The sequence below is a fragment of the Streptomyces sp. NPDC053076 genome (genome assembly GCF_044546845.1).
Classification (GTDB): Bacteria; Actinomycetota; Actinomycetes; order Streptomycetales; family Streptomycetaceae; genus Streptomyces.
In genome coordinates this window covers 844,400-869,435 of the sequence record NZ_JBITZL010000002.1, presented here as the reverse complement: position 1 = coordinate 869,435, position 25,036 = coordinate 844,400, and the positions used below count along the sequence as shown (strand labels likewise).

The following is a 25,036-nucleotide window of genomic DNA, read 5'->3' as shown; positions in this document are numbered from 1 at the left end:
TCGTCTCGGTGATCGTAGGCGTCCCGGTCGCGGCCGGGTGCCGGTTCGGGTCAACGCGGCAACCGGGTTTTCCGTCGTCGCGGTGGTTTGCCGTCGCCGCTCCCCGGCGGCCCGGCCGGCCGCCCCGAGACTTTCCGGGGCGGTGGCCGGATGGCCGCCGGGAAAGGGCGAGGGTACGGATGGCCGACAGCAGGATTCTGGTCGCGGTACCGCAGCATCCGCGCGCCGAGGGCGCCGGGGCCGAGCAGCTGCGGAAGATCCGGGAGGCGGTGGAGGCGGACGGCTTCGGGGTGCGCTGGGCGGTCACCGCCGGGGACGCGGACGCGGTGCTGCGGACCGAGGCGGGCCTGGCGGCGGCCCTGGTCGCCTGGGACCTGCCCGGAGACGGGGCCCGGCGCGGCGGTGACGGTCCCGGGGCCGCGCTCGCCCCGCCGGCCGGCGGCGTCGGGGCGGAACCGGGCGGGGCCGCCGTACTGCGCCGGATCGGGCGGCGCTTCCGGGATCTGCCGGTGTTCCTGGTCATGGCCGAGGAAGGCGTACGGGAGCTGCCGCTGTGGGTGTCGGAGACGGTCGTCGGGTACGTGTGGCCGCTGGAGGACACCCCGGGTTTCATCGCGGGCCGGATCACCAGCGCCGCCCGCGCCTACCGGGAGGACGTGCTGCCGCCGTTCTTCCGGGCGCTGCGCCGCTTCCACGACGCCCACGAGTACTCCTGGCACACCCCCGCCCACTCCGGTGGCGTGGCCTTCCTCAAGTCGCCCGCGGGGCGCGCCTTCCACGACTACTTCGGCGAGCGGCTGCTGCGCTCCGACCTGTCGATCTCGGTGGAGGCACTGGGCTCGCTGTTCGAGCACACCGGCCCGATCGGCGAGGCCGAACGCAACGCGGCCCGCGTGTTCGGCGCCGACCTCACGTACTTCGTGCTGCACGGCGACTCCACCTGCAACCGGCTGGTGGGCCACTTCAGCGTCACCCGGGACGAACTGGCGCTGGTGGACCGCAACTGCCACAAGTCGGTGCTGCACGGGCTGGTGGTCTCCGGGGCCCGGCCCGTCTACCTGGTGCCCACGCGCAACGGCTACGGTCTCGCCGGGCCGCTGCCCCCGGCCGAACTGGCGGCGGAGTCGGTCGCGGCCCGGATCGCCGCGCACCCGCTCGCCGAGGGCGCCGTGTCGCGGGATCCCCAGTACGCGGTGTTCACCAACTCCACCTACGACGGCCTGTGTTACGCAGCCGTACCGGCCGCGAGGGCACTCGCGGCCAGCACCCCCCGGGTGCACTTCGACGAGGCGTGGTTCGCGTACGCCCGCTTCCATCCGCTGTACCGGGGCCGCTACGGCATGTCGGTGGACGCGGACGCCTTCCCCGGCCCGGACCGGCCGACGGTCTTCGCGACCCAGTCCACGCACAAGCTGCTGGCCGCGCTGTCCCAGTCGGCGATGGTGCACGTACGGCCGGCACCCCGGGCACCCGTGGAGCACGACCGCTTCAACGAGGCGCTGATGATGCACGGCACCACCTCGCCCCTCTACCCGATGATCGCCTCGCTGGACGTGGCGACGGCCATGATGGACGGGCCGCAGGGCGAGTGGCTGCTGGACGAGGCGGTGACCGAGGCGATCCGCTTCCGGCAGGAGATGGTGCGGCTGGGGCGGCGGGTGGCGAGCGCCGGGGACCGGCCGCCGTGGTTCTTCGGCGTCTGGCAGCCGGAGGAGGTCACCGACCCGGCGACGGGCGAACGGCTGTCCTTCGCGGACGCCCCGCCCGAGCTGCTGCGCACCGAGCAGTCCTGCTGGCTGCTGGAGCCGGGCGCCGCCTGGCACGGCTTCCCCGGGCTGACCGAGGGCCACTGCATGCTGGACCCGGTCAAGGTCACGCTGACCTGCCCGGGCATCACCGCCACCGGGGAGATGGCCGAGGAGGGCATCCCGGCCCGCGTCCTCACCGCGTATCTGGCCACCCGGAACATCGTGGTCGAGAAGACCGACAGCTACACCACGCTGATCCTGTTCTCCATGGGCATCACCAAGGGCAAGTGGGGCACGCTGCTGGACGCCCTGATGGACTTCAAGGCCCTGTACGACTCCGACGCCCCGCTGGACCGGGTCCTGCCCGAGGCGGTGGCCGCGCACCCTCGCCGCTACGCCGGCCTGACCCTGCGCGAACTGTGCCGGCAGATGCACGACCAGCTGCGCTCGGCCCGCCTGGTGGACCTCCTGGACACCGCGTTCCAGCAGCTCCCGGAGCCGGTCTTCCCGCCCCAGCACTGCTACCAGCGGCTGGTGCGGGGCGGCACGGAACGCATCCGCATCGCCGACGCGGCGCACCGGGTGGCGGCGGCGATGGTCACGGTCACCCCGCCCGGCATCCCGGTCCTCATGCCGGGCGAGTCCACCGGCATCCCCCACGGTCCCCTCCTGCGCTACCTCACCGCCCTGGAGACCTTCGACCGCCGCTTCCCCGGCTTCCGCAGCGAGACCCACGGCGTGACGATCGACGAGGACACGGGTGACTACGAGATCGAGGTGCTGCGCCGGGAGTGACCCGGGTTCCGGCCGGCGTCCTCTCAGGCCGAGAACGCGTCGCCTAATATCCCAACAAACGTGTTAAACACGGACAAATGGCCACTCGAAGCGGGACGGACGGCCCCGTGCGGTGCCCGGCGCGGGCTCGCGGCCCACGCCGGCGGCGCACGCGCGGGACCACACGCGAACCCATCCGACGAGGAGAAGTCGCCGATGAGTGAGTCCATACAGACCGGCACCGGGGCCACCGGGGAGAAGGTCATGACGGAGGCCACCGCGACCGCCGGCCAGGCCAAGCAGGCGGCGACCGAGGTCGCCGGGACCGCGGCGGAACAGACCAGGGCGGTCGTAGGAGAGGCGCGGCAGCAGGTGGGGACCGTCATCGACCAGGTATGCAGCCGTGTGGCGGACGAGGCCGAGGGACAGACCAGGCGTGCGGCCGACGCGCTGCGGCAGTGGTCGCAGGACCTGTCCGGGATCGCCGAGAACGCCCAGCAGGACTCCCCGGCCCGCAGTCTGGCGGCCCAGGCAGCCGACAAGGGCCACCGGGCCGCCGACTATCTGGAGAAGCAGGGGGCCCAGGGCGTCGTCTCCGACCTCCAGCAGTTCGCGCGTCGGCGTCCCGGCGCCTTCCTGGGCGGCGCGCTGCTGGCCGGACTCGCGGTGGGACGCCTGGCGAAGGCGGCGGGGACCGCCTCCCGGTCCGATGGATCCGGGCGGGAGCAGGCCGCAGCCCGGCCGGAGCGAGCGGTGACGAACGCGGCGGCTCCCGAGGCACTGCCGCCCACCGCCGCGGAGCCCGAGCCCGGGACCTCCGCGCAGCCGTTCCCCGCGTCCACCGCGGCGCCCGCCTCGGCAACACCGCCGACACCGCCCGTCGTTCCCCCGGCGGCGCCCGCCCCCGGAACCCCCGCGCAGACACCGCCGGCGCCCCCCGAGCCCGGCACGGGAGCGGCGGTGCCGCCACCACCGCAGGTCCCGCCGGTCGTCGGCACGCCGCCGGAGGACACCCCGGGCCGGACCTCCCCGGAGGTGTGAGATGTCCACCGCCTCGCCCACGCCCGGCGTGCCCCGGCCGCCGGAGCGGGACGCCTCCGTGGGACAGCTCCTGTCCGAGGTGACCTCGGACCTGCAGACGCTCTTCCGTCAGGAGGTGAAGCTGGCCAAAGCCGAGATCAGGGAGGAGGGGACCCGAGCGGGCAAGGCCGCCGGCATGTACGGCGGAGCCGGGTTCGCCGGCTACATGGTCCTGCTGTTCCTGTCGCTGGCCGCCGTGCTCGGCCTGTCCAACGTGCTGGACGGGGGATGGGCCGCCCTCATCGTCGCCGCGGTGTGGGCGGTCGTCGCGGCCGTGCTCTACCAGCGGGGCCGGGACCGGATGCGCGCCGTCTCCCCGAAACCCGAGCGAACCGTCGAGACCTTGAAGGAGAACGCGGAATGGGCACGTCACCCGACCAGGTGAGGGCTGAGATCGAGGCCACGCGCGACCGGCTGTCCTCGGACGTGGACCGGCTCGCCGACCGGACCAGTCCCCGGCGCGTGGTCCGCCGTCGCACGCAGCGCATGCGTGGCGCGGTGTCCGGCATCCGTGAGCGGGTCATGGGCAGCGCGTCCCAGAGCGCGCAGAGCGTGACGGACACCGCGCAGTCGGCGGCCGGCTCGCTGCAGGAGGGCACCGGACGCGCGGTCGACGCCGCACGCGACGCGGCCGGCGAGGCGGGGCAGGCCGTCCAGCGGGCGCCCGAGCTGGCCCGGAGCCAGACGCGGGGCAACCCGCTGGCCGCCGGGCTGATCGCCTTCGGCGTCGGCGCCCTGGCGTCCTCGCTGCTGCCTGCGACGCAGGCCGAGCAGCAGGCGGCGTCCGATCTTCTGCAGAGCGAAGCCATGGAACCGGTCAAGCAGGCCGCCGTCGAGTCCGCGCAGAACCTGAAGGAAGGCGCCCGGGAGGTGGCGCAGAACGCGGCCTCGGAGATACAGGACAGCGCGGCCCAGGCGGCCCGTGTCACCCAGGAGGAGGCGCGCGACCGGACCGGCGAGGTCGCCGAGCAAGCACGTGAGTCCGGCCGGCATCTGACGGACGAGACGCCCTGAGGACGGGTCACGGCGCTGCCCGGCACGGCAGCGCCCCGGGGCCACGGAGGCGCGGGGCGCTGCCGGCAGGGTGTCCGGGCGGACGGTCAGCGACTGAAGATCATGATCAGGACGACGGTCGCCACCCCGCTGACGAGCACCGAGCCGAGGCATCCGATCCGGTTGCCGAAGAAGAAGAACACGCGTCCCCGGTACCCCGATCCGCCCGGACCGCCGCCTACAGCACCGGCAGGTTCTTGCGCAGCTCGAACGCGGTGACCTCGGAGCGGTACTCGTGCCATTCGGCGCGCTTGTTGCGCAGGAAGAAGTCGAAGACGTGCTCGCCGAGGGTTTCGGCGACCAGGTCGCTGCGCTCCATCAGGGTCAGGGCCTCACCGAGGTTCTGCGGGAGGGGCTCGATGCCCATCGCGCGGCGTTCGGCGTCGGAGAGGGCCCAGACGTCGTCCTCGGCGCCCGGCGGGAGTTCGTAGCCCTCCTCGATGCCCTTCAGGCCGGCGGCCAGCAGGACGGCGTAGGCCAGGTACGGGTTCGTGCCGGCGTCGATGGAGCGGACCTCCACCCGGGCGGAGCCGGTCTTGCCGGGCTTGTACATCGGGACGCGGACCAGGGCGCTGCGGTTGTTGTGGCCCCAGCAGATGTACGAGGGGGCCTCGCCGCCGGCGCCGGCCGTGCGCTCGGAGCCGCCCCAGATGCGCTTGTAGGAGTTCACCCACTGGTTGGTGACCGCGGAGATCTCGGCGGCGTGCTTGAGCAGGCCCGCGATGAAGGAGCGGCCGACCTTGGAGAGCTGGTACTCGGCGCCGGACTCGTAGAACGCGTTGCGGTCGCCCTCGAAGAGGGACAGGTGGGTGTGCATGCCGGAGCCGGGGTGCTCGGAGAAAGGCTTCGGCATGAATGTCGCCTGGACGCCCTGTTCCAGTGCCACCTGCTTCATGACCAGGCGGAAGGTCATGATGTTGTCGGCCGTGGAGAGCGCGTCGGCGTACCGCAGGTCGATCTCCTGCTGGCCGGGGGCGCCCTCGTGGTGGGAGAACTCCACCGAGATGCCCATCGACTCCAGCATGGTGATCGCCTGGCGGCGGAAGTCCATGCCGACGTTGGTCGGGGTGTGGTCGAAGTAGCCCGAGTTGTCGGCGGGGGTCGGGCGGGTGCCGTCCAGCGGGCGGTCCTTCAGCAGGAAGAACTCGATCTCCGGGTGGGTGTAGAAGGTGAAGCCCAGGTCGGAGGTGCGGGCGAGGGCCCGCTTGAGGACATAGCGCGGGTCGGCGAAGGAGGGGGAGCCGTCCGGCATGAGGATGTCGCAGAACATGCGGGCGGTGCCGGGGGTCTCGGCGCGCCACGGCAGGACCTGGAAGGTGGAGGGGTCCGGCTTGGCGATCATGTCGGACTCGTAGACCCGGGCGAAGCCCTCGATGGCGGACCCGTCGAAGCCGATGCCCTCGTCGAAAGCCTGCTCCAGTTCGGCCGGGGCCACGGCGACGGACTTCAGGAAGCCCAGCACGTCCGTGAACCACAGGCGTACGAACCGGATGTCACGCTCCTCCAAGGTCCGGAGCACGAACTCCTGCTGCTTGTCCATCTTCCGCTTCCCCATCCTTGCTGGTCAGGCCGCCTGTCCCTGGCAACACGGGAGACGGTCGGGCACCTGAGCATCCCACCACAACACCATTTCACGCGCGTTGCGGACCTTGATCGCCCGAGCGTCCGCGTGCTGAACGCCTCTCGTACGGCAGGTGTACTGCGCTCTCGCCCCATCTTGCCTGCTCGCACTGGCATCCGTCATGGGCGGACCGGCCGCACCCCCCTGCCCTCCAGCGTCGAACGTTCATCCGAATAACTGTTCCCTTCCGCGCCGCGCCGGAGCCGCCGGCGTCCGCGCCCACCCCACGGCGGCCACGCCCACGCCCACGCCCACGCCCACGCCCACGCCCACGCCCACGCCCACGCCCACGCCCACGCCCACGGGGACGAGCCGAGCGAAATCCCGACGGTTCCCCGCGCCTCCCCTACGGAAGCGCCTCCCTCTCCCCTTACGATCAGCTGGCCTCACCTTCCACATCCACGCCCCTTTCCTCAGAAGGACACCTCATGGGTTCCGGCAACAACAGCAGCACCGAGGCGCGCAAGGCGCGCATAGAGGAGATGCGGCGCTCCGAGCGCGCCAAGGAACGCCGTAACCGGATCCTCGTCATCGCCGCCAGCGTGGTGGTCGTCGCCGGTCTCGTCGTCGGCGGCGTGGTCCTGGTGAACTCGCAGACGGACGAGGACAAGAAGGACACGGCCGCGAGTGACGACGGCAAGGGCTCCGGGGACTCCGGGGGCTTCACCACCGGCAAGGACGGGGTGAAGACCTGGTCGGGCAAGCTGTCCCGGACGCATGTGACGGCCAAGGTGTCGTACCCGATGCACCCGCCGGTCGGCGGCAACCACAACCCGGTCTGGCTGAACTGCAACGGCGACGTCTACACCGAGCCGGTCCAGGACGAGAACGCCGTGCACGCGCTGGAGCACGGCGCGGTCTGGGTGACGTACACCGGCAAGGCGCAGAAGGCCGACGTCGACGCGCTCGCGGCGAAGGTGAAGAAGACGCCGTACTCGCTGATGAGCCCGTACGAGAACCAGGACGCCCCGCTGATCCTGTCGGCCTGGGGCCACCAGGTGGCGGTGAAGAGCGCGAAGGATCCGGAAGTGGACAAGTTCTTCGCCACCTACGTGCAGGGCCGGCAGACGCCCGAGCCGGGCGCCTCGTGCACCGGCGGGGTCATGAAGTGACCCGGCGGTACGTCGGCTGGGTCGCCGGGTCGGCGGCGGCGGTGCTCGTCGCCGCCGGCGCGATCACCTACGCGGTCGCCGAGGAGTCCGGCGGACCGGCCACGAAGACACCGGGCGCGGAGTCGGCCGACGCCGGCTTCGCGCGGGACATGTCCGTCCACCACCAGCAGGCCGTCGAGATGTCGTACATCGTGCGGGACCGCACGAAGAACGAGGAGGTGCGGCGGCTCGCGTACGACATCGCGCAGACGCAGGCCAACCAGCGCGGCATGATGCTGGGCTGGCTCGACCTGTGGGAGCTGCCGAAGGTGTCGGCCGAGCCGCCGATGACCTGGATGGGCATGCGCGACATGGCCTCCGGCAAGGACGGCGCGCTGATGCCGGGCATGGCGACCGACACCGAGCTGAGGAAGCTGCAGTCGCTGAACGGCAAGCAGGCGGAGATCCTCTACCTCCAGCTCATGACGGCCCATCACAAGGGGGGCATCCACATGGCCGAGGGCTGTGTCGCCAAGTGCACCGTCGACGTGGAGAAGCGACTCGCGCAGGGCATGGTCGACGCGCAGCAGTCGGAGGTCGAGCTGATGGCCGGGATGCTCAAGGAGCGGGGTGCGCAACCCCGTCCTTGACCAGGCGCCAGGCCGTTCCGTTACGCGACCGTGAGGAATGAAAGCCGCAATTCACCCTGTCTGACCGCCACTTGAGCTTCTCTTGACTTTTACGTTCCCCTGGCATGAACGGTTCATCGAAAGAGTGGCCCCCGTCGTGTGATCCATTCGCCGGCCGAACCGCCGCGGGCCTGCGCGCAGATCGCATGACGTACCAGCCACTACATGCATGCGAACCGCATCGCAGGGGGTTCTATGAGATCCAACCGCGCCACCATGCGCGCAGGTGTGAGCATGGCAGCGACACTGCCCATGATCGCCGGCGCGCTGGCGCTGGGCATACCCGCGGCACACGCCGCGGACAGCCCCGCCCGTGACGTACTGAAGGGCAGCAAGCCGCTCTGGGCCACGGCCAAGGCGGACAAGGGGGCGACCTCCGACAGCGCCCAGGTCAAGGCCCGCGTCTACCTGGCCGGCAAGGACGCGGCCGGGCTCGCGGCCTACGCCAAGGCCGTGTCCGACCCGAGCTCGCCGCTGTACGGCAAGTACCTGAGCGCCAAGAAGGTGCAGGCCCGCTTCGGCGCCACCGAGGCCCAGGTCGCCGCGGTCAAGTCCTGGCTGAAGTCGGCCGGTCTGACCGTCACCGAGGTCACCCCGCACTACGTCTCCGTCTCCGGTGACGTGGCCGCCGCCGAGAAGGCGTTCGGCACCCAGCTGCACAACTTCGCCAAGGGCTCGAAGACGTACCGCGCCCCGGCGCGGACCGCGTCCGTGCCGGCCGCCCTGCGGGGCGCCGTCCTGACCGTCACCGGCCTGGACAACGCCCCGCACAAGGCCAACCACGACGACCAGCTGCCGCCGCCGGACGCCGTGTTCAGGAACGCCGGGCCGTTCTCCTCGTACTACGGCTCGAACGTCGCGACCACGCTGCCGGACGCCTACGGCCAGAAGATCCCGTACGCGGTCAAGGGCTACACCGGCAAGCAGCTGCGCGCCGCCTACGGCGCGGGCGAGTACACCGGCAAGAAGGTCCGGATCGCGATCACGGACGCCTACGCCTCGCCCACCATCGCCTTCGACGCGGGCACCTACGCGAAGAAGCACGGCGACGCGGCCTGGAAGACCGGCCAGCTGCACCAGGTGCTGCCGAAGAACTACACCAGGACCGAGGAGTGCGGCGCGGCCGGCTGGTACGGCGAGGAGACCCTCGACGTCCAGGCCGTGCACGCGGTCGCGCCGGCCGCGGACGTCACGTACGTGGGCGCGGCCTCCTGCTACGACGACGACCTGCTGGACTCCCTCAGCAAGATCGTCGACAACCACCTGGCCGACATCGTCTCCAACTCCTGGGGCGACATCGAGGCCAACCAGACGCCGGACCTCGCGGCCGCCTACGACCAGGTCTTCCAGCTGGGCGCGGTGCAGGGCATCGGCTTCTACTTCTCCTCCGGTGACGACGGCGACCAGGCCGCGGCCTCCGGTGCCAAGCAGGTCGACACCCCGGCCAACTCGGCGTGGGTGACCGCGGTCGGCGGCACCTCGCTGGCCGTCGGCAAGGGCGACACGTACCAGTGGGAGACCGGCTGGGGCACCGAGAAGGCGACCCTGTCGGCCGACGGCAAGAGCTGGGCCGGCTTCCCCGGCGCGTTCACCTCGGGCGCGGGTGGCGGCACCAGCAAGACGGTCGCCGCGCCGTACTACCAGAAGGGCGTCGTCCCGGACACGCTCGCCAAGGCCAACAACGCCGCCGGCAACCGCGTCGTCCCGGACATCGCGGCCATCGCCGACCCGAACACCGGCTTCCTGGTCGGCCAGACCCAGACCTTCCCCGACGGCACGGAGAAGTACAGCGAGTACCGCATCGGCGGCACCTCGCTGGCCGCTCCGGTGATCGCGGCGGTCCAGGCCCTGGCCCAGGAGGCGCGCGGCGGCAAGGCGCTCGGCTTCGCCAACCCGGCGATCTACGCCAAGTACGGCAAGCAGGGCGTCTACCACGACGTCACGGACAACCCGACCGGCTCCGGCCTCGCGGTCGCCCGCGTGGACTTCGCCAACGGCCTCGACGCCTCCGGCGGCCTGCTGTACTCGGTCCGCAGCCTCGGCAAGGACAGCTCGCTGTCCGCGGTGAAGGGCTACGACGACGTGACGGGCGTGGGCTCACCGGCCAACGGCTACGTGCAGTCGTACGCCAAGAAGCACTGACGCACTGACGCTCCGCTGAGCGGTGAGGGGGCGTGGGGTCCAGGTGACCTCACGCCCCTTCGCATGACCGGACCAGTTCGTCTCCCGCACGACCGGGCCAGTCCGTCCCCCGCACGACCGGCTCAGCCCGTCCGCACGACCGGCTCAGCCCGTCCCCCGCACGACCAGGTCAGTTCGTCCCGCGCCGCCGGCGGTCCAGCACGAGGAACGCCAGCAGGCCGGCCGCGACCAACAGGGCGCCGCCGACCAGGAACGGCACCGGGGTGTACTCGTCGGTGCAGCTCAGCCCGGTCGCCGTGGTGCGGCACACGCTCCCGGGGCCGCCCCGGTTCAGGTAGGCGAGGTAGAAGAGGGGCAGGGCCAGGCCCGCGAGAGACCCGACCACGGCGGTCCGGTGCCCCTTACGGAACAGGAACACGGCGGCCGGCGCGGCCAGAACCACCAGGACCACGCCGACCGACAGCAGAGCGGCCAGCCCCAGGGCGAGACACCCGCCGACCGCGAGCCATGCCAGGAACCAGCCCCACTCGGGACTGCGTCGCTCCTGGGCCGGGACGATACTGCTTTGCACGGTGCCTCCCATGGAAGGTGAGACTGCGCGAGCTGTCGATGTGATCACCGTACACCTCGCTTCCCTCCGCACCCGGCACCGCCCAAGTCGGGTATTCCTACAGGGACTTGAGCGAGGCGATAAAGGGAGCCCAGGCGGTGAGGGTGAGGATGAGGGCGGGGCCGTCGGGAGCCTTGGAGTCCCGGACGGGGACGAGACCGGGGAGGTTGTCGGCGACTTCGACACAGTGGCCGCCGTCACCGTTGCTGTAGCTCGACTTGCGCCAGAGGGCTGCGCCGGGGAAGTCGTGCGCCACTTCGACGCAGTCGCCGCCACCCGCGTTGCCGTAGCTGCTCTTGAACCAGAGCGCGTCACTCAAATCGATCCGGCTGCTTGCCACTTCGGCAATCCTCTGACGCTGACTTGATCATGGCCAGGGACGCCTTAGGCGATAGCGCGACGGCCCTGAGCTGATCGTACGACCAGCGGTACTGCGCCACGAGTGCCGGATCTTCGATGGTGTCACCGCTGTGCAGCGCCTCCGTAGAGAAGAGCGGCGCGCAGCCACCGACCGCCGCGCCCTCCGCTCGCCGTGTCGGTTCAGCGGCGCAGCGCCTGCGACTCCTCCGGTACGTGCGAGGTGACCACCCGGCCCGCCGACGGAGTCTCCCGGCGGCGGTCGACCGCGTAGGCCACGCTCGCCACGCCCAGGCCCAGTACCGCCAGGGCCGCGCCCGCGAGGGCCGGGGACGTCGGGCCGAGGCCCGCCGCGAGGGTCAGGCCGCCGATCCAGGCGCCGCCGGCGTTGGCCATGTTGAAGGCCGCCTGGTTGGCCGAGGAGGCGAGGGAGGGAGCCGCCGCGGCCTTCTCCATCACCATCAGCTGGAGCGGGGAGCCGGTGATGAACGCGGCCATGCCGAGGAGGGCCACCGCCAGGGCCGCGCTCCACTCCGCGCGCATGAGGAGGGGGAAGAACGCCAGGACCGCCGCCAGGGCGGCCAGGCCGCCGAAGAGGGTGCCGCGCAGGGAGTGGTCCGCGAGGCGCCCGCCCAGGAGGTTGCCCGCGGTGGCACCGACGCCGAACAGCGCCAGGAGCAGGGTCACGTTCGTCTCGGCGAAGCCGGCCGCGTCCGTCAGCATCGGCGTCACGTAGCTGTACGCCGCGAAGAGCGCGCCGAAGCCCGCCACCGTGGTGCCCAGGGCCAGCCAGACCGGCAGCGACGTCAGGGCGGCCAGTTCGCCGCGCAGGCCCGTCGAGGACGCCGCGTGCTCGCGGTCCCGCGGGATGAGGAGGGCGAGCGAGGCGATCGCGGCCAGGCCGATCGCGCTCACGGCGAGGAACGTCGCCCGCCAGCCGAGGTGCTGCCCCATGAGGGTGGCGGCGGGCACGCCGGCGATGTTGGCGACGGTCAGGCCGAGGAACATCAGGGACACCGAGCGGGCCTTGCGCTCCGGCGGGACCATCGCCGTGGCGACGACCGCGCCCACGCCGAAGAAGGCGCCGTGCGGCAGACCGCTGAGGAAGCGTGCGGCCAGCAGGGAGCCGTTGCCGGGGGCGAGCGCGGAGAGTGCGTTGCCCACCACGAACAGGCCCATGAGGGCCATCAGGACCGTGCGGCGGGACATGCGCGCGGTCACGGCGGCCAGCAGCGGGGCGCCGATGACGACACCCAGCGCGTACGCCGAGACCAGGTGCCCGGCGCTGGGGATCGAGATGTGCAGGTCGTCCGCGACGTCGGGGAGCAGCCCCATCATCACGAACTCGGTCGTGCCGATGCCGAAGGCGCCCACGGCGAGGGCGAGCAGGGCCAGGGGCATGAAGGACCTTTCAGAGCGGAGTGCCGTACAGGTTCGAGTCTCGCAGTAAGTTCCCGTACGGAACAAATGCTCTCAGGCCCAGAATTCCAGCGGATCAAGAAGCTGTGTCGAGCTTCACACGGGCCGCCACCGGCAGGTGGTCGCTGTTCGTGCGCGGGAGCGTCCAGGAACTCTCCGGCTCGACGCCCTTGACCATGATCTGGTCGATCCGCGCCATCGGGAACGACGCCGGCCAGCTGAAGCCGAATCCGCTGCCCGCCGCGCCCTGCGTGGAGCGCAGCTGCGAGGTGACGCCGTTGAGCGAGCGGTCGTTCATCGTGCCGTTGAGGTCGCCGAGCAGGACCACGCGCCCCAAAGTCTCGTGGGCGATCGCCTCACCGAGCGCGTCGGCGCTCTTGTCCCGCTGGCGGGCGGTGAAGCCGGCCTCCATCTTGACCCGCACCGAGGGCATGTGCGCGACGTAGACCGCGACCGGGCCCCGCGGGGTCGTCACGGTGGCGCGCATCGCCCGCTTCCAGCCCAGCTTGATGTCGACGGCGCGGACGTCGGTCATCGGGTACTTGCTCCACAGACCGACCGTGCCGACCACCGCGTGGTACTGGTACGTCGGCCCGAGCGCCTTCTCGTAGACCGGGACGGAGGAGGCGGGCAGTTCCTCCAGGGCCAGCAGGTCGGCGCCGGAACCGGCCACGTCCTCGGCGGTCGCGGCCGGGTCGGGATTGTCGGCGTTGACGTTGTGGGTGGCCACCATGAGGTCGCCGCCGCTGCCCGACTTGTCGGTCAGCAGTCCGCCGAAGAGGTTCAGCCACACGATCGCCGGGAGCAGGACGGCGATGAGCGCGGTCGCCGACTTCCGGACCAGACCGAGCACCAGCAGTACCGGGATGGCCAGGCCCACCCAGGGCAGAAACGTCTCGGTGAGACTGCCGAGGTTGCCCACCCGGTTCGGGATGTGCGCGTGGACGAGCATCACCAGGGCGAGCAGCAGGGCCAGCACGGCGAGGACGAGGCCGCGGCGCCAGACGCGCGGATCGCCCCGCCAGCCGGAGAACGCGCGGTGCGCGAGACGCCGGAGCCGGGACCCCGGTCGCTCGGGCCCCGAGCCGCCGTCCGCCGTCTCCGTCCTGTACGCCTGCTGCGCCATACCGTCTGCCTCACTGCCTGCCGTGCACACCGTTCGTCCCCCGTTCACTTCCGACCCTAGGGGATGATCGGCTCCGTTCCCCGCCGTCCCATGACGGCCGTACGGAAGACGAGGACGAGCGAGCCGGGGCCGGGAGTTCCGGTTACCCCCGGGGCGGACGGGGTCTGTGACGAAACGCGCACATTAGTGCTGCGGGACTGTCGAACTGACGGGCCGTAGGCCGGCCAGGACGGTGTCGACGATGTCCTCGGCCAGACCCTCGGGCAGGTCGGCGTCGGGACGCAGTACGGAGCGGACGAGGACCGGACCGACGAACAGGTCGTTGGCCAGTTCCACGTCGACGTCCGGCCGGAGTTCACCGTTGAGCTGCCCGCGGCGCAGCACGTCGAGGACGAGGTCGCGCCGGGGCGCTATGACGTTCTCGTGGTACGCCGCCCAGATCCTGGGGTTGGACTTCATCTGGGCGTGCACGTTGTGCAGAAGCGCCGAGGAACGGCTGGCCAGTCCGCGCTGGCGCAGGTTCTCCAGCAGGACGAGGAGGTCGTCGCGCATGGACGTGCCGGGGAGTTCGGGTTCGGGTGGCTCGGCCGCGCGGACCACGTCGACGAAGAGTTCCTCCTTGCCGCTCCAGCGGCGGTAGATGGTGGCCTTGCCGACCCCGGCGGTGCGGGCGATGCGCTCGATGGAGAGCTCGGCGAGGGGCACGCCCTCCTCCATGAGCTTCATCACGCCCTCCAGGATGGCGCGTTCCGCGGCTTCGCTGCGCGGCCGTCCTCGCGCGGGTGTGTCCGGCCGTGGTCGGCTGTCGGCAAGGCTCACGTGAGTTCCGTCCTCTCGATGTCCTGCGGGGATTGTCCCGCAGTCGCCTCCCTCCCCCGTGGAACCGTTCGTCGAATCAGTCCGCCGCCGTGATCAACTCCGGCTCCCTCTCGCCGTCCTGACCGGCGGGCGGCCTGCCCGGCAGGAACAGCGCGGTCACCACGGCGCCGATCAGCGCGACGCCCGTCCCGCACAGGGCGGTGACGTGCATGGCGTGCAGGAACGCGTCGTTGGCGGGGGCCACCAGGGCCCTGCCCTGTGGGCCGAGCTTCTCGGCGACGCCGAGCGTGGCCTCGATGGACTCGGCGGCGGTGTCCCGCAGGCCGGGCGGCAGCAGGCCGAGCTCGCCCTCGATGCCGTTGCGGTAGGAGGTGGCGAGGACCGAGCCGAGGACGGCGATGCCCAGGGCGCCGCCGACCTGGCGGAAGGTGTTGCTGAGCGCGGAGGCGGAGCCGGCCTTCTCACGGGGCAGCGCCTGCATGATGACGACGGAGGTCGGCGTCATGATGTGCGCCATGCCGGTGCCCATGAGGAAGAAGACGACCTCCAGCAGCCAGATCGGCGTGTCGGCCTCGAAGGTGGCGAACGCGGCCAGCGTGGCGGCGATCAGCACCAGGCCGCCGGTGGTGGTGGCCCTGTTGCCGAACCGGTCGACCAGCAGCCGGGCGCGCGGCGCGAAGATCAGCTGGGCGGCGGCGAGCGGCAGCATCAGCACACCGGACTCCAGCGGGGAGTAGCCGCGCACGCTCTGGGTGTAGAAGACGCCGAAGAAGGTGACGCCCATCAGCGCGAAGAAGACCAGCGCGATGGCGCTCATGGCGGCCGAGAAGACCTTGTTCTTGAAGTAGGAGACGTCGAGCGAGGGGTGGTCGCTGCGCTTCTCGAAGACGACGAAGCCGGCCAGGACGACGACACCGGCGACGATCGTGCCCAGCACCTTGAGGTCGGTGAAGTCGGCCAGCTCACCGCCCTTGATGATGCCGTAGACCAGCAGCACCAGACCGACGACGGACAGGACCACGCCGATGGGGTCGAGGCGGCCGGGACGCGGGTCGCGGGAGTCGGGCACCAGCCAGGTCATCAGCACGAGCGCGACGATCACGATGGGCACGTTGATGAGGAAGACCGAGCCCCACCAGAAGTGGTCGAGGAGCGCGCCACCGGTGATCGGGCCGATGGCGATGGCGAGGCCGACGCCGCCGGCCCAGATGCCGATGGCCTTGGGCTGCTCCTCGCGCTCGAAGACGTTCATGAGGACGGCGAGGGTGGCGGGCATGACGAAGGCGGCACCGAGGGCCATCAGCGCGCGGAAGGCGATCAGCTGGCCCGGGGAGCCGGACTCGGCGGCGAGCGCCGAGCCGATGCCGAACAGGGCGATGCCGCCGAGCAGCACCTTCTTGCGGCCGAGCCGGTCGCCGACCAGTCCGGCGGTGAACAGCAGGCCGGCGAAGACGAGTGTGTAGGAGTTGATCGCCCACTCGATCTCGCTCTGGGTGGCGCCGAGACCGGTCGGGGCCGGGGTCGCGATGGTCTTGATGGCGACGTTCAGGATCGAGTTGTCGAGCACCACGATGAGCAGGCTCAGCATCAGGACGCCGAGAATCGCCCAGCGCCGCCGGTGCACCGCTTCGGGTATTCGGGAGGCAGGGACGGAACGTGTCATGCGTCCGAGGCTACGATCATTTCGATACGGTACCGTCTCGTATCTTATTTCTTTTACCAAGGTCTTACACAGCCGGGCCCCGGCAGGGGCGGGTACCAGCCATGGGCGGGGATCACAGGGGGTCCCCCTGGCCCTGGTCGGCACGAGGTGCCACCATGGAGGCGATCCGGGGACGCCGTCAGGGCGCCTCGAGATGACTGAAGGAGCCGTTGCCATGACGCAGCTTTCGGCTGCCCAGAACAAGCCTTCCGACGGCAGCAAGGCGCTGTACGGGGGGAAGGGCACCCGCCGCATCACGGTCCGCGACATCACCCTCGCCAAGGAACGCGGCGAGAAGTGGCCCATGCTCACCGCCTACGACGCGATGACCGCGTCCGTCTTCGACGAGGCCGGCATCCCGGTGATCCTGGTCGGCGACTCGGCGGGCAACTGCCACCTCGGGTACGAGACCACCGTGCCCGTCACCCTCGACGAGATGACCATGCTCTCGGCGGCCGTCGTCCGCGGTACGACCCGCTCCCTGATCGTCGGCGACCTGCCCTTCGGCTCCTACCAGGAGGGTCCGGTGCAGGCACTGCGCTCGGCGACCCGGCTGGTGAAGGAGGCCGGGGTCGGCGCGGTCAAGCTGGAGGGCGGCGAGCGCTCGCACGAGCAGATCCGGCTGCTGGTGGAGTCCGGTATCCCGGTGATGGCCCACATCGGCCTGACCCCGCAGTCCGTCAACGCGATGGGCTACCGCGTGCAGGGCCGCGGCGAGGAGGCCGCGCAGCAGCTGCTGCGGGACGCGAAGGCCGTGCAGGACGCGGGCGCGTTCGCGGTGGTGCTGGAGCTGGTGCCGGCGGAGCTGGCGGCCGAGGTGACCCGGGTGCTGCACATCCCGACTGTCGGTATCGGCGCCGGGCCGGAGACGGACGCGCAGGTGCTGGTGTGGACCGACATGCTGGGGCTGACGTCCGGCCGGGTGCCGAAGTTCGTCAAGAAGTACGCGAACCTGCGTGAGGTCATGGGCAACGCGGTGAAGGAGTTCGCGGAGGACGTCGTCGGCGGGAACTTCCCGCTGGAGGAGCACTCCGTCCACTAGACCACCCCCGGCACACCCGGCAGCCCCGCTGATCTTCCCCCGTCAGCGGGGCTGCCGCTTTCGCGGGCCGGGGCGCGGCCAGGATGCGCGGGACCGAAGTGCTCTTGGGACTCGCGGGCCGAGGCGCCTGCCGGGGACCACGGACCGCGGAGGCTGCCGGGGATCCCCGGCCGAGGTGCTCCCGGGTACGCGGGCAGGGGCGCTGTCGGGGATCTGTCGGTGGTGTCGGCGGCCTGTCGGTCGTTTGTCGGTGGGCCCTGGCATTGTCGTCGGCATGACACGCATCGACGACACCCCCGCCGGCGGACGCTCCGCCGTGACCGTACGGGGGCTGGTCAAGCACTACGGCGAGACCAAGGCACTGGACGGTGTCGACCTGGACGTGCGCGAGGGCACCGTGATGGGTGTGCTCGGGCCGAACGGCGCCGGCAAGACCACCCTCGTACGGATCCTGTCCACCCTGATCACCCCGGACGCGGGCCAGGCCACCGTCGCCGGGTACGACGTCGTACGCCAGCCCCGGCAGCTGCGCCGGGTCATAGGACTCACCGGCCAGTACGCCTCGGTGGACGAGAAGCTCCCGGGCTGGGAGAACCTGTACCTGATCGGCCGGCTGCTGGACCTGTCCCGCAAGGACGCCCGGGCCCGCGCCGACGAGCTGCTGGAGCGGTTCTCGCTGACGGAGGCCGCCCGGCGCCCGGCGAGCACCTACTCCGGCGGTATGCGGCGCCGGCTGGACCTGGCCGCCTCCATGATCGGCCGGCCGGCCGTGCTGTACCTGGACGAACCGACCACCGGCCTCGACCCGCGCACCCGCAACGAGGTGTGGGACGAGGTGAAGGCGATGGTCGGCGACGGCGTCACCGTGCTGCTCACCACCCAGTACATGGAGGAGGCCGAGCAGCTCGCCACCGAACTGACCGTGGTGGACCGGGGCAAGGTCATCGCCAAGGGCGGCATCGAGGAGCTGAAGGCCCGCGTCGGCGGGCGCACGCTGCGGGTGCGGCCGGTCGACCCGCTGGAGCTGCGCCCGCTCGCCGGGATGCTGGACGAGCTGGGCATCACCGGGCTCGCGGCCACCACCGTGGACACCCGGAGCGGGACCCTGCTGGTGCCGATCCTGAGCGACGAGCAGCTGACCGCCGTGGTCGGCGCGGTCACCGCGCGCGGCATCACGGTCTCCTCCATCACCACCGAACTGCCCAGCCTGGACGAGGTGTTCCTGTCCCTCACCGGCCACCGCGCCAGTGCTCCGCAGGACACCGTGCCCGCCGACGACCGCCAGGAGGTCGCCGTATGAGTTCCGCCACCCTGTCCCCGGCCGCCGCGAAGGCCGACACGCCGATCTCGGTCCGGGCCCATCTGCGGCACACCGGCGCGCTGATCCGCCGCAACCTGCTGTGGATCCGGCAGGACCCGGAGTCGATGTTCGACGCCATCCTGTTCCCGGTCATCTTCACCCTGCTGTTCGTGTACGTCTTCGGCGGCTCCATCGGGCAGTCGCTGGGCGGCGGCCAGGACCAGTACGTGCAGTACGTGATCCCCGGCCTGCTGGCCATGATGGGCATGAACATGGCCCAGGGCGTGGGCACCGGCTTCAACACGGACTTCAACTCCGGTGTGATGGACCGCTTCCGCTCGCTGCCCATCGGGCGCGGCTCGGTGCTCTTCGCGAAGATCGCGGTGGAGCTGCTGCGCATGCTGTTCGCGACCCTGGTGCTGCTGGTGGTCGCCCTGCTCGTGGGCTACGACGTGCACAGCTGGAGCGGTCTGGTGGCCTCCGTGGCGCTGTCCGCGGTCTTCGGCTCGGCGCTGATGTGGGTGTTCCTGACCCTCGGCGTGGTGATGAAGAGCGCCCAGTCGGTGCAGGCGATGGGCTTCCTGGTGCTGATGCCGCTCCAGTTCGGTTCGTCGATCTTCGCGCCGACCGCGTCGATGCCGGGCTGGCTCCAGGCGTTCACCGACTACAACCCGCTCTCCGCGCTGGCCGACAGCGCGCGCGGGCTGATGGAGGGCGGCGCGGTCGCCCGCCCGCTGTGGGTGACGCTGATCTGGTCGGTGGGACTCACCGCGATCATGGCGCCGGTCGCCGTCCACAAGTTCCGCACCAAGAGCTGACCGTACGCGTCGGATCAGACCAGGGCGGTGGCCTCCGCGAAGGAGAGGCCACCGCCCTCGGTGTACGCGGCCGCGTAGCCGGGTCCGTCGAGGCTCTCGCGGATCCGGGCCTCGGTCAGGTCGAACATCCGGCGCTCCATGCCGGAGTACACATGGCCGGGCGGCAGCAGAGCCTCGGCGGCGGCCAGGCAGCGGGCGGCGTCGGCGGCGCGGCCGTCGACGCGGGCCAGGGCCGTCGCCGCCACGGTGAGGCAGATGGAGTCCAGGTGCGGGATGATCGCCCGGGACAGCGGATCGGTGGCCAGCTCCAGCGCCCTGCGCGTGCGGGTCAGCGCCTCCTCGGTCCGCTCCTCCAGAGCGTCGACGAACGCCTCCTGGATGACGAGCAGGGCGTCGAAGACGACGAAGTGCGCGATCCGGAACTCCTCGCGCAGCAACCGCAGTTGCTCGCGGGCCTCGCCGGTACGGCCGGTGAGGGCGAGCCAGGAGGACAGGAAGAGCCGGGCGGCGGGCATCGCCTCGCTGTGCGTGCCCTGCTGGTCGGCGATGACCTCACGCAGCATCCGCTCGCCGCGCTCGGTGTCGCCCGCCTCCATCAGCACGCTGCCCAGGCGCGAGCGCAGGACGGCCACCTGGGCGCGGGCGCCGAGCCGTTCGGCGTGCTCGATGGCGGCCCGGTAGTCGGCGGCGGCCTCCCGGTAGGCGCCCTTGCGTTCACGGGCCTCGCCGCGCGCGGACAGCGCCTCGGCGGTCCCCCACGCGTCGCCGATCCGGCGGAAGATCTCCAGCGCCTCGTCGGCGTCCCGGGCGGCGTCGCCGGCCCAGGCGGTGCGGTTGGCCAGCAGGTTGGCGCGCATCTGGAGGGCGCCGGCCAGCTCCCACTCGTAGCCCGGGGTGGCCCGGCAGGTCCGTACGGCGGCCTCGACGATGGGCCGCAGGCGGTCCGCACCGCCCGTCAGCATCTCGGCGAAGAACCACAGCATGCCCGGGGCCCGGCAGACCTGGGGCAGACCGGGCTCGTACACCTGCGTCACGACACGCAGCTTCGCCTTCGCCTCCGGGGTCTGCCAGGACTCCAGGTCGGTGTCCATGACCGCGAGATGGCTGAGGTGGACACCGCGCCGCGCCTCCAGCAGCACCTCGCCCCGGTACGGCGGCGGGGCGGCGTTCAAACGCTGCCACACCGGTCGGGCCCGGCGGACCGGCTCGGCGAACGGGTCGGGGCCGAGCGCCATCACCTCCTGGCACCAGGTGCGCACCTCGGTCTCCTGGTTGCGCATCTGCCAGAACCACTGGAGGGACAGCACCAGGCACAGTGCCTCCGACTCGTCGCGCACGGCGACGGCGTGGCGCAGGGCGGTGCGCAGGTTCTCGTACTCCAGCTGGAGCCGGTCGATGGCGGCACGCTGTTCGGGGCCGCGCAGCAACGGGTCGGTGGTGCGGGCGAGTTCGCGGTAGTACGACAGGTGGGCGCGCTGGGCGGCGGCCCGGTGCCCGGTCTCCGCCAGCCGTTCGGCGGCGTACTCGGCGACCGTCTCCAGCAGCCGGTAGCGCATTCCGCCGTCGGCGGCCGGGGCCGCGACCACCAGGGACTTGTCGACCAGGGAGCCGAGCGCGTCCAGGGCGACGGGCCCGCACACGGCCTCGGCGGCGGCCAGGTCGCAGCCGCCGGCGAAGACCGACAGCCGGGCGAGGACGTCCCGTTCGTCGGCGTCCAGCAGGTCCCAGGACCAGTCCACGACGGCTCTGAGGGTCTGCTGGCGGGGCAGCACGGTCCGGCTGCCGGAGGTGAGCAGCCGGAAGCGGTCGTCCAGCCGGTCGGCTATCTGCCGGGGTGACAGCATGCGCAGCCGGGCCGCCGCCAGCTCGATGGCGAGCGGGAGCCCGTCCAGGCGGCGGCAGATCTCGGCGCACGCCTCGGGGTCGTCGTCGGTCCGGAAGCCGGGGCGGGCCGCCGCGCCACGGTCGGCGAGCAGCCGGAGCGCGACCGGCTCGGGCAGCGGCTCCACGGGCCGCACCAGCTCCCCCGGCACCCCGAGCGGTTCGCGGCTGGTGGCGAGGACGGTCAGCTCCGGGCAGCGGGCCAGCAGGCCCTCGGTGAGCCGGGCGGCGGCGTCGACGACGTGCTCGCAGTTGTCCAGGATGATCAGCATCCGGCGCCGGGCGCAGTGCTCCACGAGCCGTTCGAGGGGGTCGCCGTGCCGGTCGGCGACCGCGCGGATGGTCTCCACGCCGGCGCCGTGCAGCACCGTCTCGCGGGCGCCGATCGCGGTGAGCACGGCCTGCGGTACGGCGTCCGGGTCGTCCACGGGGGCCAGCTCGGCGAGCCACACCCCGTCCCGGAGGGTGTGCCGTACCGCCTCGGCGGCCTCCTGGGACAGCCGGGTCTTGCCGGCGCCGCCGGGCCCGAGCAGGGTGACCAGCCGGGCCCCGGCGAGATCGGCGCCGATGGCCCGGATGTCGGCTTCCCGGCCGACGAAGGAGGTGAGCCGGGCGGGCAGGTTGCCCGGTCGCGTCGCGGGCCGGGGGCTCGCCGGTTCCTCCCGCAGCAGCTCGGCGTGCAGGGCGCGCAGCTCGGGCCCGGGGGCGGAGCCGAGCCGGTCCGCGAGCAGGTGTCGTACGTCCTCGTAGGCGGCGAGCGCCTGGGCCGGACGGCCGGCGTCGCGCAGGGCGCGCAGCCGCAGTGCCTGGAGTGGTTCGTCCAGCGGGTGGTCGTCGCACAGGGCGGTCAGTTCGGGCAGTGCTTGCTCGGCCTGGCCGAGGGCGAGGGCGGCGGTGTGCCGGGCGCGCAGGGCGTCGAGGCGGCGGGTCTCCCAGCGGGCCGCCTCGGCGGTGCGGTCGGGCAGGTCGGCGAGGGCGGGCCCGTGCCACAGGGCGAGGGCGTCGTCGAGGACGGCGGCGGCCTTGGCCGGGTCACCGTCGGCGAGGGCGGCGAGGCCGTCGCCGGCCAGCCGCTCGAAGCGGATGACGTCGACGTCGTCGGGTGCGGCGGTGAGCCGGTAGCCGCCGTCGGCGGAGGCGACGGCGGAGGCGCCGAGGGCCCGCCGGAGCCGGCCGACGAGCGCCTGGAGCGCGCCGGTGGCGTCGGCGGGCGGGTCGGCGCCCCACACCTCGTCCACCAGCAGGGCCGCCGGCACCGGCCGGCCGGCCCGGAGGGCGAGCACGCTCAGCAGGGCACGCAGGCGCGCCCCGCCGACCGGGACGGTCGTGCCGTCGGGGCGGATTGCCTGGGTGGTGCCGAGCAGCCGATAACGCACGGGGTCCATTGTCTCCGGAGGGATCAGCGGGGGTCACGGGACTGGCGCGGTGTGCCGTCCGGGACGTCCAGGGTGACGAGGGCGCCGACGGCGCGGCGGACCCGGAAGGGCACCTGCCGCGGCGGCGGCTCCTCGTCCTCGAACGCGTCGAACCACTTCGGGCAGCCGTCGACGGACTCCAGGGTATGCGCGCCGGGCACCATCTCCAGGCGGCGCCCCGCAGCCATGAGGACCACCTCCCCGGGTTCCGCGGGGGGCGGCTCGACGGCGCGCGGATCGTGGTGGGCCAGGTACTCCTGGTGCACCAGGTCGATGCCGCGGACCCGGCCGGCGGTCCGGTGGTCGGGTCCGCCGTGGTTCTCCACCCACGCCCCGGCACCGTAGTACTCGCCCTGCGGGGCCGCGGCGTCGACGGCGACCAGCCGCCAGCCGACCTCGTCGCCGACGGCGAACGGTGTGCCGCAGCACTCCATCTGCCAGTGCTCGTAGAACACCCTCGTCCGTGCCATTCCCCCACCCTCCTGGAACCGGACGGCCACCGCGAGACGTTTTCCCCTCGTGTCGGCGGCCGGTACGGTCGCAGTTCCCGACCATCCCGGCCGTACAGGAGTCCGACCATGACCACCGCCACCACCCGTCACGGCGACCGCCAGGTCAGTCCCGTGTTCGTCGGCATCCTCGCCGTGACGGCGGTGACCGGCTGGGCCACCTGGTCCGGGTTCGCCGCGCAGCCGGGCATCGCGGTGTTCCTGTTCGTGACGGCGGCCTGGATCGTCTCCCTGTGTCTGCACGAGTACGCGCACGCGCGCACCGCCCTGCACGGCGGGGACATCACGGTCGGCGCGAAGGGCTATCTCACGCTGAATCCGCTGAAGTACACGCACGCGCTGCTGAGCATCGTGCTCCCGGTGCTTTTCGTGATCATGGGCGGGATCGGTCTGCCCGGCGGCGCGGTGTTCATCGAGCGGAACCGGATCAAGGGCCGCTGGCGGCACAGCCTGATCTCGGCGGCGGGCCCGCTGACGAACGTGCTGTTCGCCGCGGTGTGCACGGCCCCGTTCTGGCTGCACGCCCTGGACGGCGTGCCCGCGGACTTCCGGTTCGCGCTGGCGTTCCTGGCGCTGCTCCAGGTGACGGCGGCGATCCTGAACTTCCTGCCGGTGCCGGGCCTGGACGGCTACGGCGTGATCGAGCCGTGGCTGTCGTACAAGGTGAAGCGGCAGGTGGAGCCGTTCGCCCCGTTCGGGCTGCTGTTCGTGTTCGCGCTGCTGTGGCTGCCCGCCGTCAACGGCGCCTTCTTCGACGTGATCGACGCGATCATGCGCGCGCTGAACGTGGACTACTTCTCGCAGTACTGCGGACAGGACCTGTACCGGTTCTGGCAGGGCGCCAACGAGTACTGCTCGGTCAGCCCGTGACGGATCCGCTCCGGGTGACCTTGGCCCGCTTCACGTAGTACCAGGTCATGTTGGACGACAGACCGGCCAGCAGCACCCAGACGATCCCCAGCCAGCTGCCCTGGGCGAAGGAGACGACCGCCGCGGCGACGGCGAGCACGCAGACGGCGAGGGTGTACAGGGCGATGCGGGGCATGGGGCTCGGCTCCTTGCGGGGGGACACTGCTACGAGAACCAGTGTCCCCCATGGCCCCCGCGTGGCTCACACGTCGGTGACGCGCAGCCCGGCGTGTGCCTTGTACCGGCGGTTGACGGAGATCAGGTTCGCGACCAGCGACTCGACCTGGTGGGCGTTGCGCAGGCGGCCCGCGAAGACGCCGCGCATACCGGGGATGCGCCCGGCCAGCGCCTGCACGATCTCCACGTCGGCGCGCTCCTCGCCGAGCACCATCACATCGGTGTCGATCTGCTCGATCTCGGGATCCTGGAGCAGGACGGCCGACAGGTGGTGGAAGGCGGCGGTGACCCGGGAGTCCGGCAGCAGGGCGGCGGCCTGCTCGGCGGCGCTGCCCTCCTCCGGCTTGAGGGCGTAGGCGCCCTTCTTGTCGAAGCCGAGCGGGTTGACGCAGTCCACGACGAGCTTGCCGGCCAGGTCCTCGCGCAGGGACTTCAGGGTGTCGCCGTGGCCGTCCCACGGTACGGCGACGATCACGATGTCGCTGCGGCGCGCGGTCTCGGCGTTGTCGGCGCCCTCGACGCCGTGGCCGAGTTCACCGGCGGCGGCCCGCGCGCGCTCGGCGGCCCGGGAGCCGATGATCACCTTCTGGCCGGCCCTGGCGAGCCGGTAGGCGAGGCCCTTGCCCTGCGGTCCGGTGCCGCCGAGCACGCCGACGACGTACCCGGAGACGTCGGGCAGGTCCCAGGGGTCCTTGGCGGGGGCCTTCTGTGCGCTGTCGGTAGAGGTCATGGCCCGACTCTACGTCCGTGACCG

21 protein-coding genes and 2 pseudogenes are annotated in these 25,036 nt (G+C 71.9%); 11 read left to right on the top strand and 12 right to left on the bottom strand.

Annotated features, from left to right (window positions below; all coding sequences use genetic code 11):
• The first annotated feature begins 179 nt into the window (after positions 1–179).
• From ACIGYR_RS11190 to ACIGYR_RS11175, 4 genes are all read left to right on the top strand, one after another.
• Positions 180–2,543 (top strand): Orn/Lys/Arg decarboxylase N-terminal domain-containing protein, encoded by a 2,364-nt coding sequence (locus ACIGYR_RS11190; RefSeq protein WP_399595659.1) that lies wholly within the window; start codon positions 180–182, stop codon positions 2,541–2,543.
• A 195-nt stretch (positions 2,544–2,738) separates the two neighbouring features.
• Positions 2,739–3,563, top strand: a complete 825-nt coding sequence (locus ACIGYR_RS11185; RefSeq protein WP_399595661.1) for a hypothetical protein — start codon at positions 2,739–2,741, stop codon at positions 3,561–3,563.
• A gap of 1 nt (position 3,564) precedes the next feature.
• Complete coding sequence (locus ACIGYR_RS11180; RefSeq protein ID WP_399595662.1) at positions 3,565–3,987, top strand: phage holin family protein; 423 nt, start codon at positions 3,565–3,567, stop codon at positions 3,985–3,987.
• Positions 3,963–4,616, top strand: a complete 654-nt coding sequence (locus ACIGYR_RS11175) for a DUF3618 domain-containing protein (RefSeq protein WP_399595664.1) — start codon at positions 3,963–3,965, stop codon at positions 4,614–4,616. The genes ACIGYR_RS11180 and ACIGYR_RS11175 overlap by 25 nt, the downstream gene beginning before the upstream one ends.
• Before the next feature lie 217 nt (positions 4,617–4,833).
• Here ACIGYR_RS11175 and ACIGYR_RS11170 read toward each other — a convergent pair whose 3' ends face one another.
• Positions 4,834–6,195, bottom strand: coding sequence for a glutamine synthetase family protein (locus tag ACIGYR_RS11170; RefSeq protein WP_391838869.1), 1,362 nt, complete (start codon positions 6,193–6,195; stop codon positions 4,834–4,836).
• Positions 6,196–6,704: 509 nt separating this feature from the next.
• Here ACIGYR_RS11170 and ACIGYR_RS11165 point away from each other — a divergent pair.
• The 3 genes from ACIGYR_RS11165 to ACIGYR_RS11155 all read left to right on the top strand — a co-directional run bounded on the left by ACIGYR_RS11165 (position 6,705) and on the right by ACIGYR_RS11155 (position 10,198).
• A complete protein-coding gene (locus tag ACIGYR_RS11165; RefSeq protein WP_399595666.1) occupies positions 6,705–7,388 on the top strand; it encodes a DUF3105 domain-containing protein in 684 nt (227 codons plus the stop codon).
• Positions 7,385–8,017: a DUF305 domain-containing protein gene (locus tag ACIGYR_RS11160; protein ID WP_399595667.1), complete on the top strand. Its 633-nt coding sequence runs from the start codon at positions 7,385–7,387 to the stop codon at positions 8,015–8,017. Before ACIGYR_RS11165 ends, ACIGYR_RS11160 begins: the two co-directional genes overlap by 4 nt.
• A 234-nt stretch (positions 8,018–8,251) precedes the next feature.
• Positions 8,252–10,198, top strand: coding sequence for a protease pro-enzyme activation domain-containing protein (locus tag ACIGYR_RS11155; RefSeq protein ID WP_399595668.1), 1,947 nt, complete (start codon positions 8,252–8,254; stop codon positions 10,196–10,198).
• A 169-nt stretch (positions 10,199–10,367) separates the two neighbouring features.
• Here ACIGYR_RS11155 and ACIGYR_RS11150 read toward each other — a convergent pair whose 3' ends face one another.
• The 7 genes and pseudogenes from ACIGYR_RS11150 to ACIGYR_RS11120 form a co-directional block, all read right to left on the bottom strand.
• On the bottom strand, positions 10,368–10,769 hold the full coding sequence (locus tag ACIGYR_RS11150) for a hypothetical protein (RefSeq protein WP_399595670.1): 402 nt from the start codon (positions 10,767–10,769) through the stop codon (positions 10,368–10,370).
• 97 nt (positions 10,770–10,866) lie between these two features.
• On the bottom strand, positions 10,867–11,148 hold the full coding sequence (locus tag ACIGYR_RS11145; RefSeq protein WP_399595672.1) for a DUF397 domain-containing protein: 282 nt from the start codon (positions 11,146–11,148) through the stop codon (positions 10,867–10,869).
• Positions 11,120–11,305 (bottom strand): annotated as a pseudogene (locus tag ACIGYR_RS11140) (Scr1 family TA system antitoxin-like transcriptional regulator); the annotation flags it as partial. The gene ACIGYR_RS11145 and the pseudogene ACIGYR_RS11140, both read right to left, overlap by 29 nt.
• Positions 11,306–11,348: 43 nt before the next feature.
• A complete protein-coding gene (locus tag ACIGYR_RS11135; protein WP_399595674.1) occupies positions 11,349–12,566 on the bottom strand; it encodes an MFS transporter in 1,218 nt (405 codons plus the stop codon).
• Positions 12,567–12,660: 94 nt separating this feature from the next.
• Positions 12,661–13,609, bottom strand: a pseudogene (locus ACIGYR_RS11130) (endonuclease/exonuclease/phosphatase family protein).
• A gap of 284 nt (positions 13,610–13,893) precedes the next feature.
• On the bottom strand, positions 13,894–14,529 hold the full coding sequence (locus ACIGYR_RS11125; protein WP_399595676.1) for a TetR/AcrR family transcriptional regulator: 636 nt from the start codon (positions 14,527–14,529) through the stop codon (positions 13,894–13,896).
• A 76-nt stretch (positions 14,530–14,605) separates the two neighbouring features.
• A complete protein-coding gene (locus tag ACIGYR_RS11120; RefSeq protein WP_399595677.1) occupies positions 14,606–16,192 on the bottom strand; it encodes an MFS transporter in 1,587 nt (528 codons plus the stop codon).
• Positions 16,193–16,406: 214 nt separating this feature from the next.
• On the opposite strand from ACIGYR_RS11120, the gene panB reads away from it, so the two are divergent.
• The 3 genes from panB (at position 16,407) to ACIGYR_RS11105 (ending at position 19,391) form a co-directional block, all read left to right on the top strand.
• The gene (gene panB / locus ACIGYR_RS11115) at positions 16,407–17,273 is read left to right on the top strand and encodes a 3-methyl-2-oxobutanoate hydroxymethyltransferase (RefSeq protein ID WP_399595678.1); all 867 of its coding nucleotides are present in this window, start codon (positions 16,407–16,409) and stop codon (positions 17,271–17,273) included.
• A 274-nt stretch (positions 17,274–17,547) separates the two neighbouring features.
• Positions 17,548–18,573 carry an ATP-binding cassette domain-containing protein gene (locus tag ACIGYR_RS11110; RefSeq protein WP_399595679.1) on the top strand — a complete coding sequence of 342 codons (1,026 nt, stop codon included), beginning with the start codon at positions 17,548–17,550 and terminating at the stop codon, positions 18,571–18,573.
• The gene (locus ACIGYR_RS11105) at positions 18,570–19,391 is read left to right on the top strand and encodes an ABC transporter permease (RefSeq protein ID WP_399595680.1); all 822 of its coding nucleotides are present in this window, start codon (positions 18,570–18,572) and stop codon (positions 19,389–19,391) included. Before ACIGYR_RS11110 ends, ACIGYR_RS11105 begins: the two co-directional genes overlap by 4 nt.
• Before the next feature lie 14 nt (positions 19,392–19,405).
• On the opposite strand, the gene ACIGYR_RS11100 is transcribed toward ACIGYR_RS11105, so the two are convergent.
• Positions 19,406–22,657 (bottom strand): BTAD domain-containing putative transcriptional regulator, encoded by a 3,252-nt coding sequence (locus ACIGYR_RS11100; protein ID WP_399595681.1) that lies wholly within the window; start codon positions 22,655–22,657, stop codon positions 19,406–19,408.
• A 14-nt stretch (positions 22,658–22,671) separates the two neighbouring features.
• The gene (locus tag ACIGYR_RS11095; protein WP_399595682.1) at positions 22,672–23,157 is read right to left on the bottom strand and encodes a DUF6578 domain-containing protein; all 486 of its coding nucleotides are present in this window, start codon (positions 23,155–23,157) and stop codon (positions 22,672–22,674) included.
• A 108-nt stretch (positions 23,158–23,265) separates the two neighbouring features.
• On the opposite strand from ACIGYR_RS11095, the gene ACIGYR_RS11090 reads away from it, so the two are divergent.
• The gene (locus ACIGYR_RS11090) at positions 23,266–24,066 is read left to right on the top strand and encodes a site-2 protease family protein (RefSeq protein WP_391838844.1); all 801 of its coding nucleotides are present in this window, start codon (positions 23,266–23,268) and stop codon (positions 24,064–24,066) included.
• Here ACIGYR_RS11090 and ACIGYR_RS11085 read toward each other — a convergent pair.
• Both ACIGYR_RS11085 and npdG read right to left on the bottom strand, forming a co-directional pair.
• Positions 24,056–24,241 (bottom strand): hypothetical protein, encoded by a 186-nt coding sequence (locus ACIGYR_RS11085; RefSeq protein WP_399595684.1) that lies wholly within the window; start codon positions 24,239–24,241, stop codon positions 24,056–24,058. The genes ACIGYR_RS11090 and ACIGYR_RS11085 overlap by 11 nt on opposite strands.
• 66 nt (positions 24,242–24,307) lie before the next feature.
• A complete protein-coding gene (npdG, locus tag ACIGYR_RS11080) occupies positions 24,308–25,012 on the bottom strand; it encodes an NADPH-dependent F420 reductase (protein WP_391838841.1) in 705 nt (234 codons plus the stop codon).
• Between the last annotated feature and the right edge of the window lie 24 nt (positions 25,013–25,036).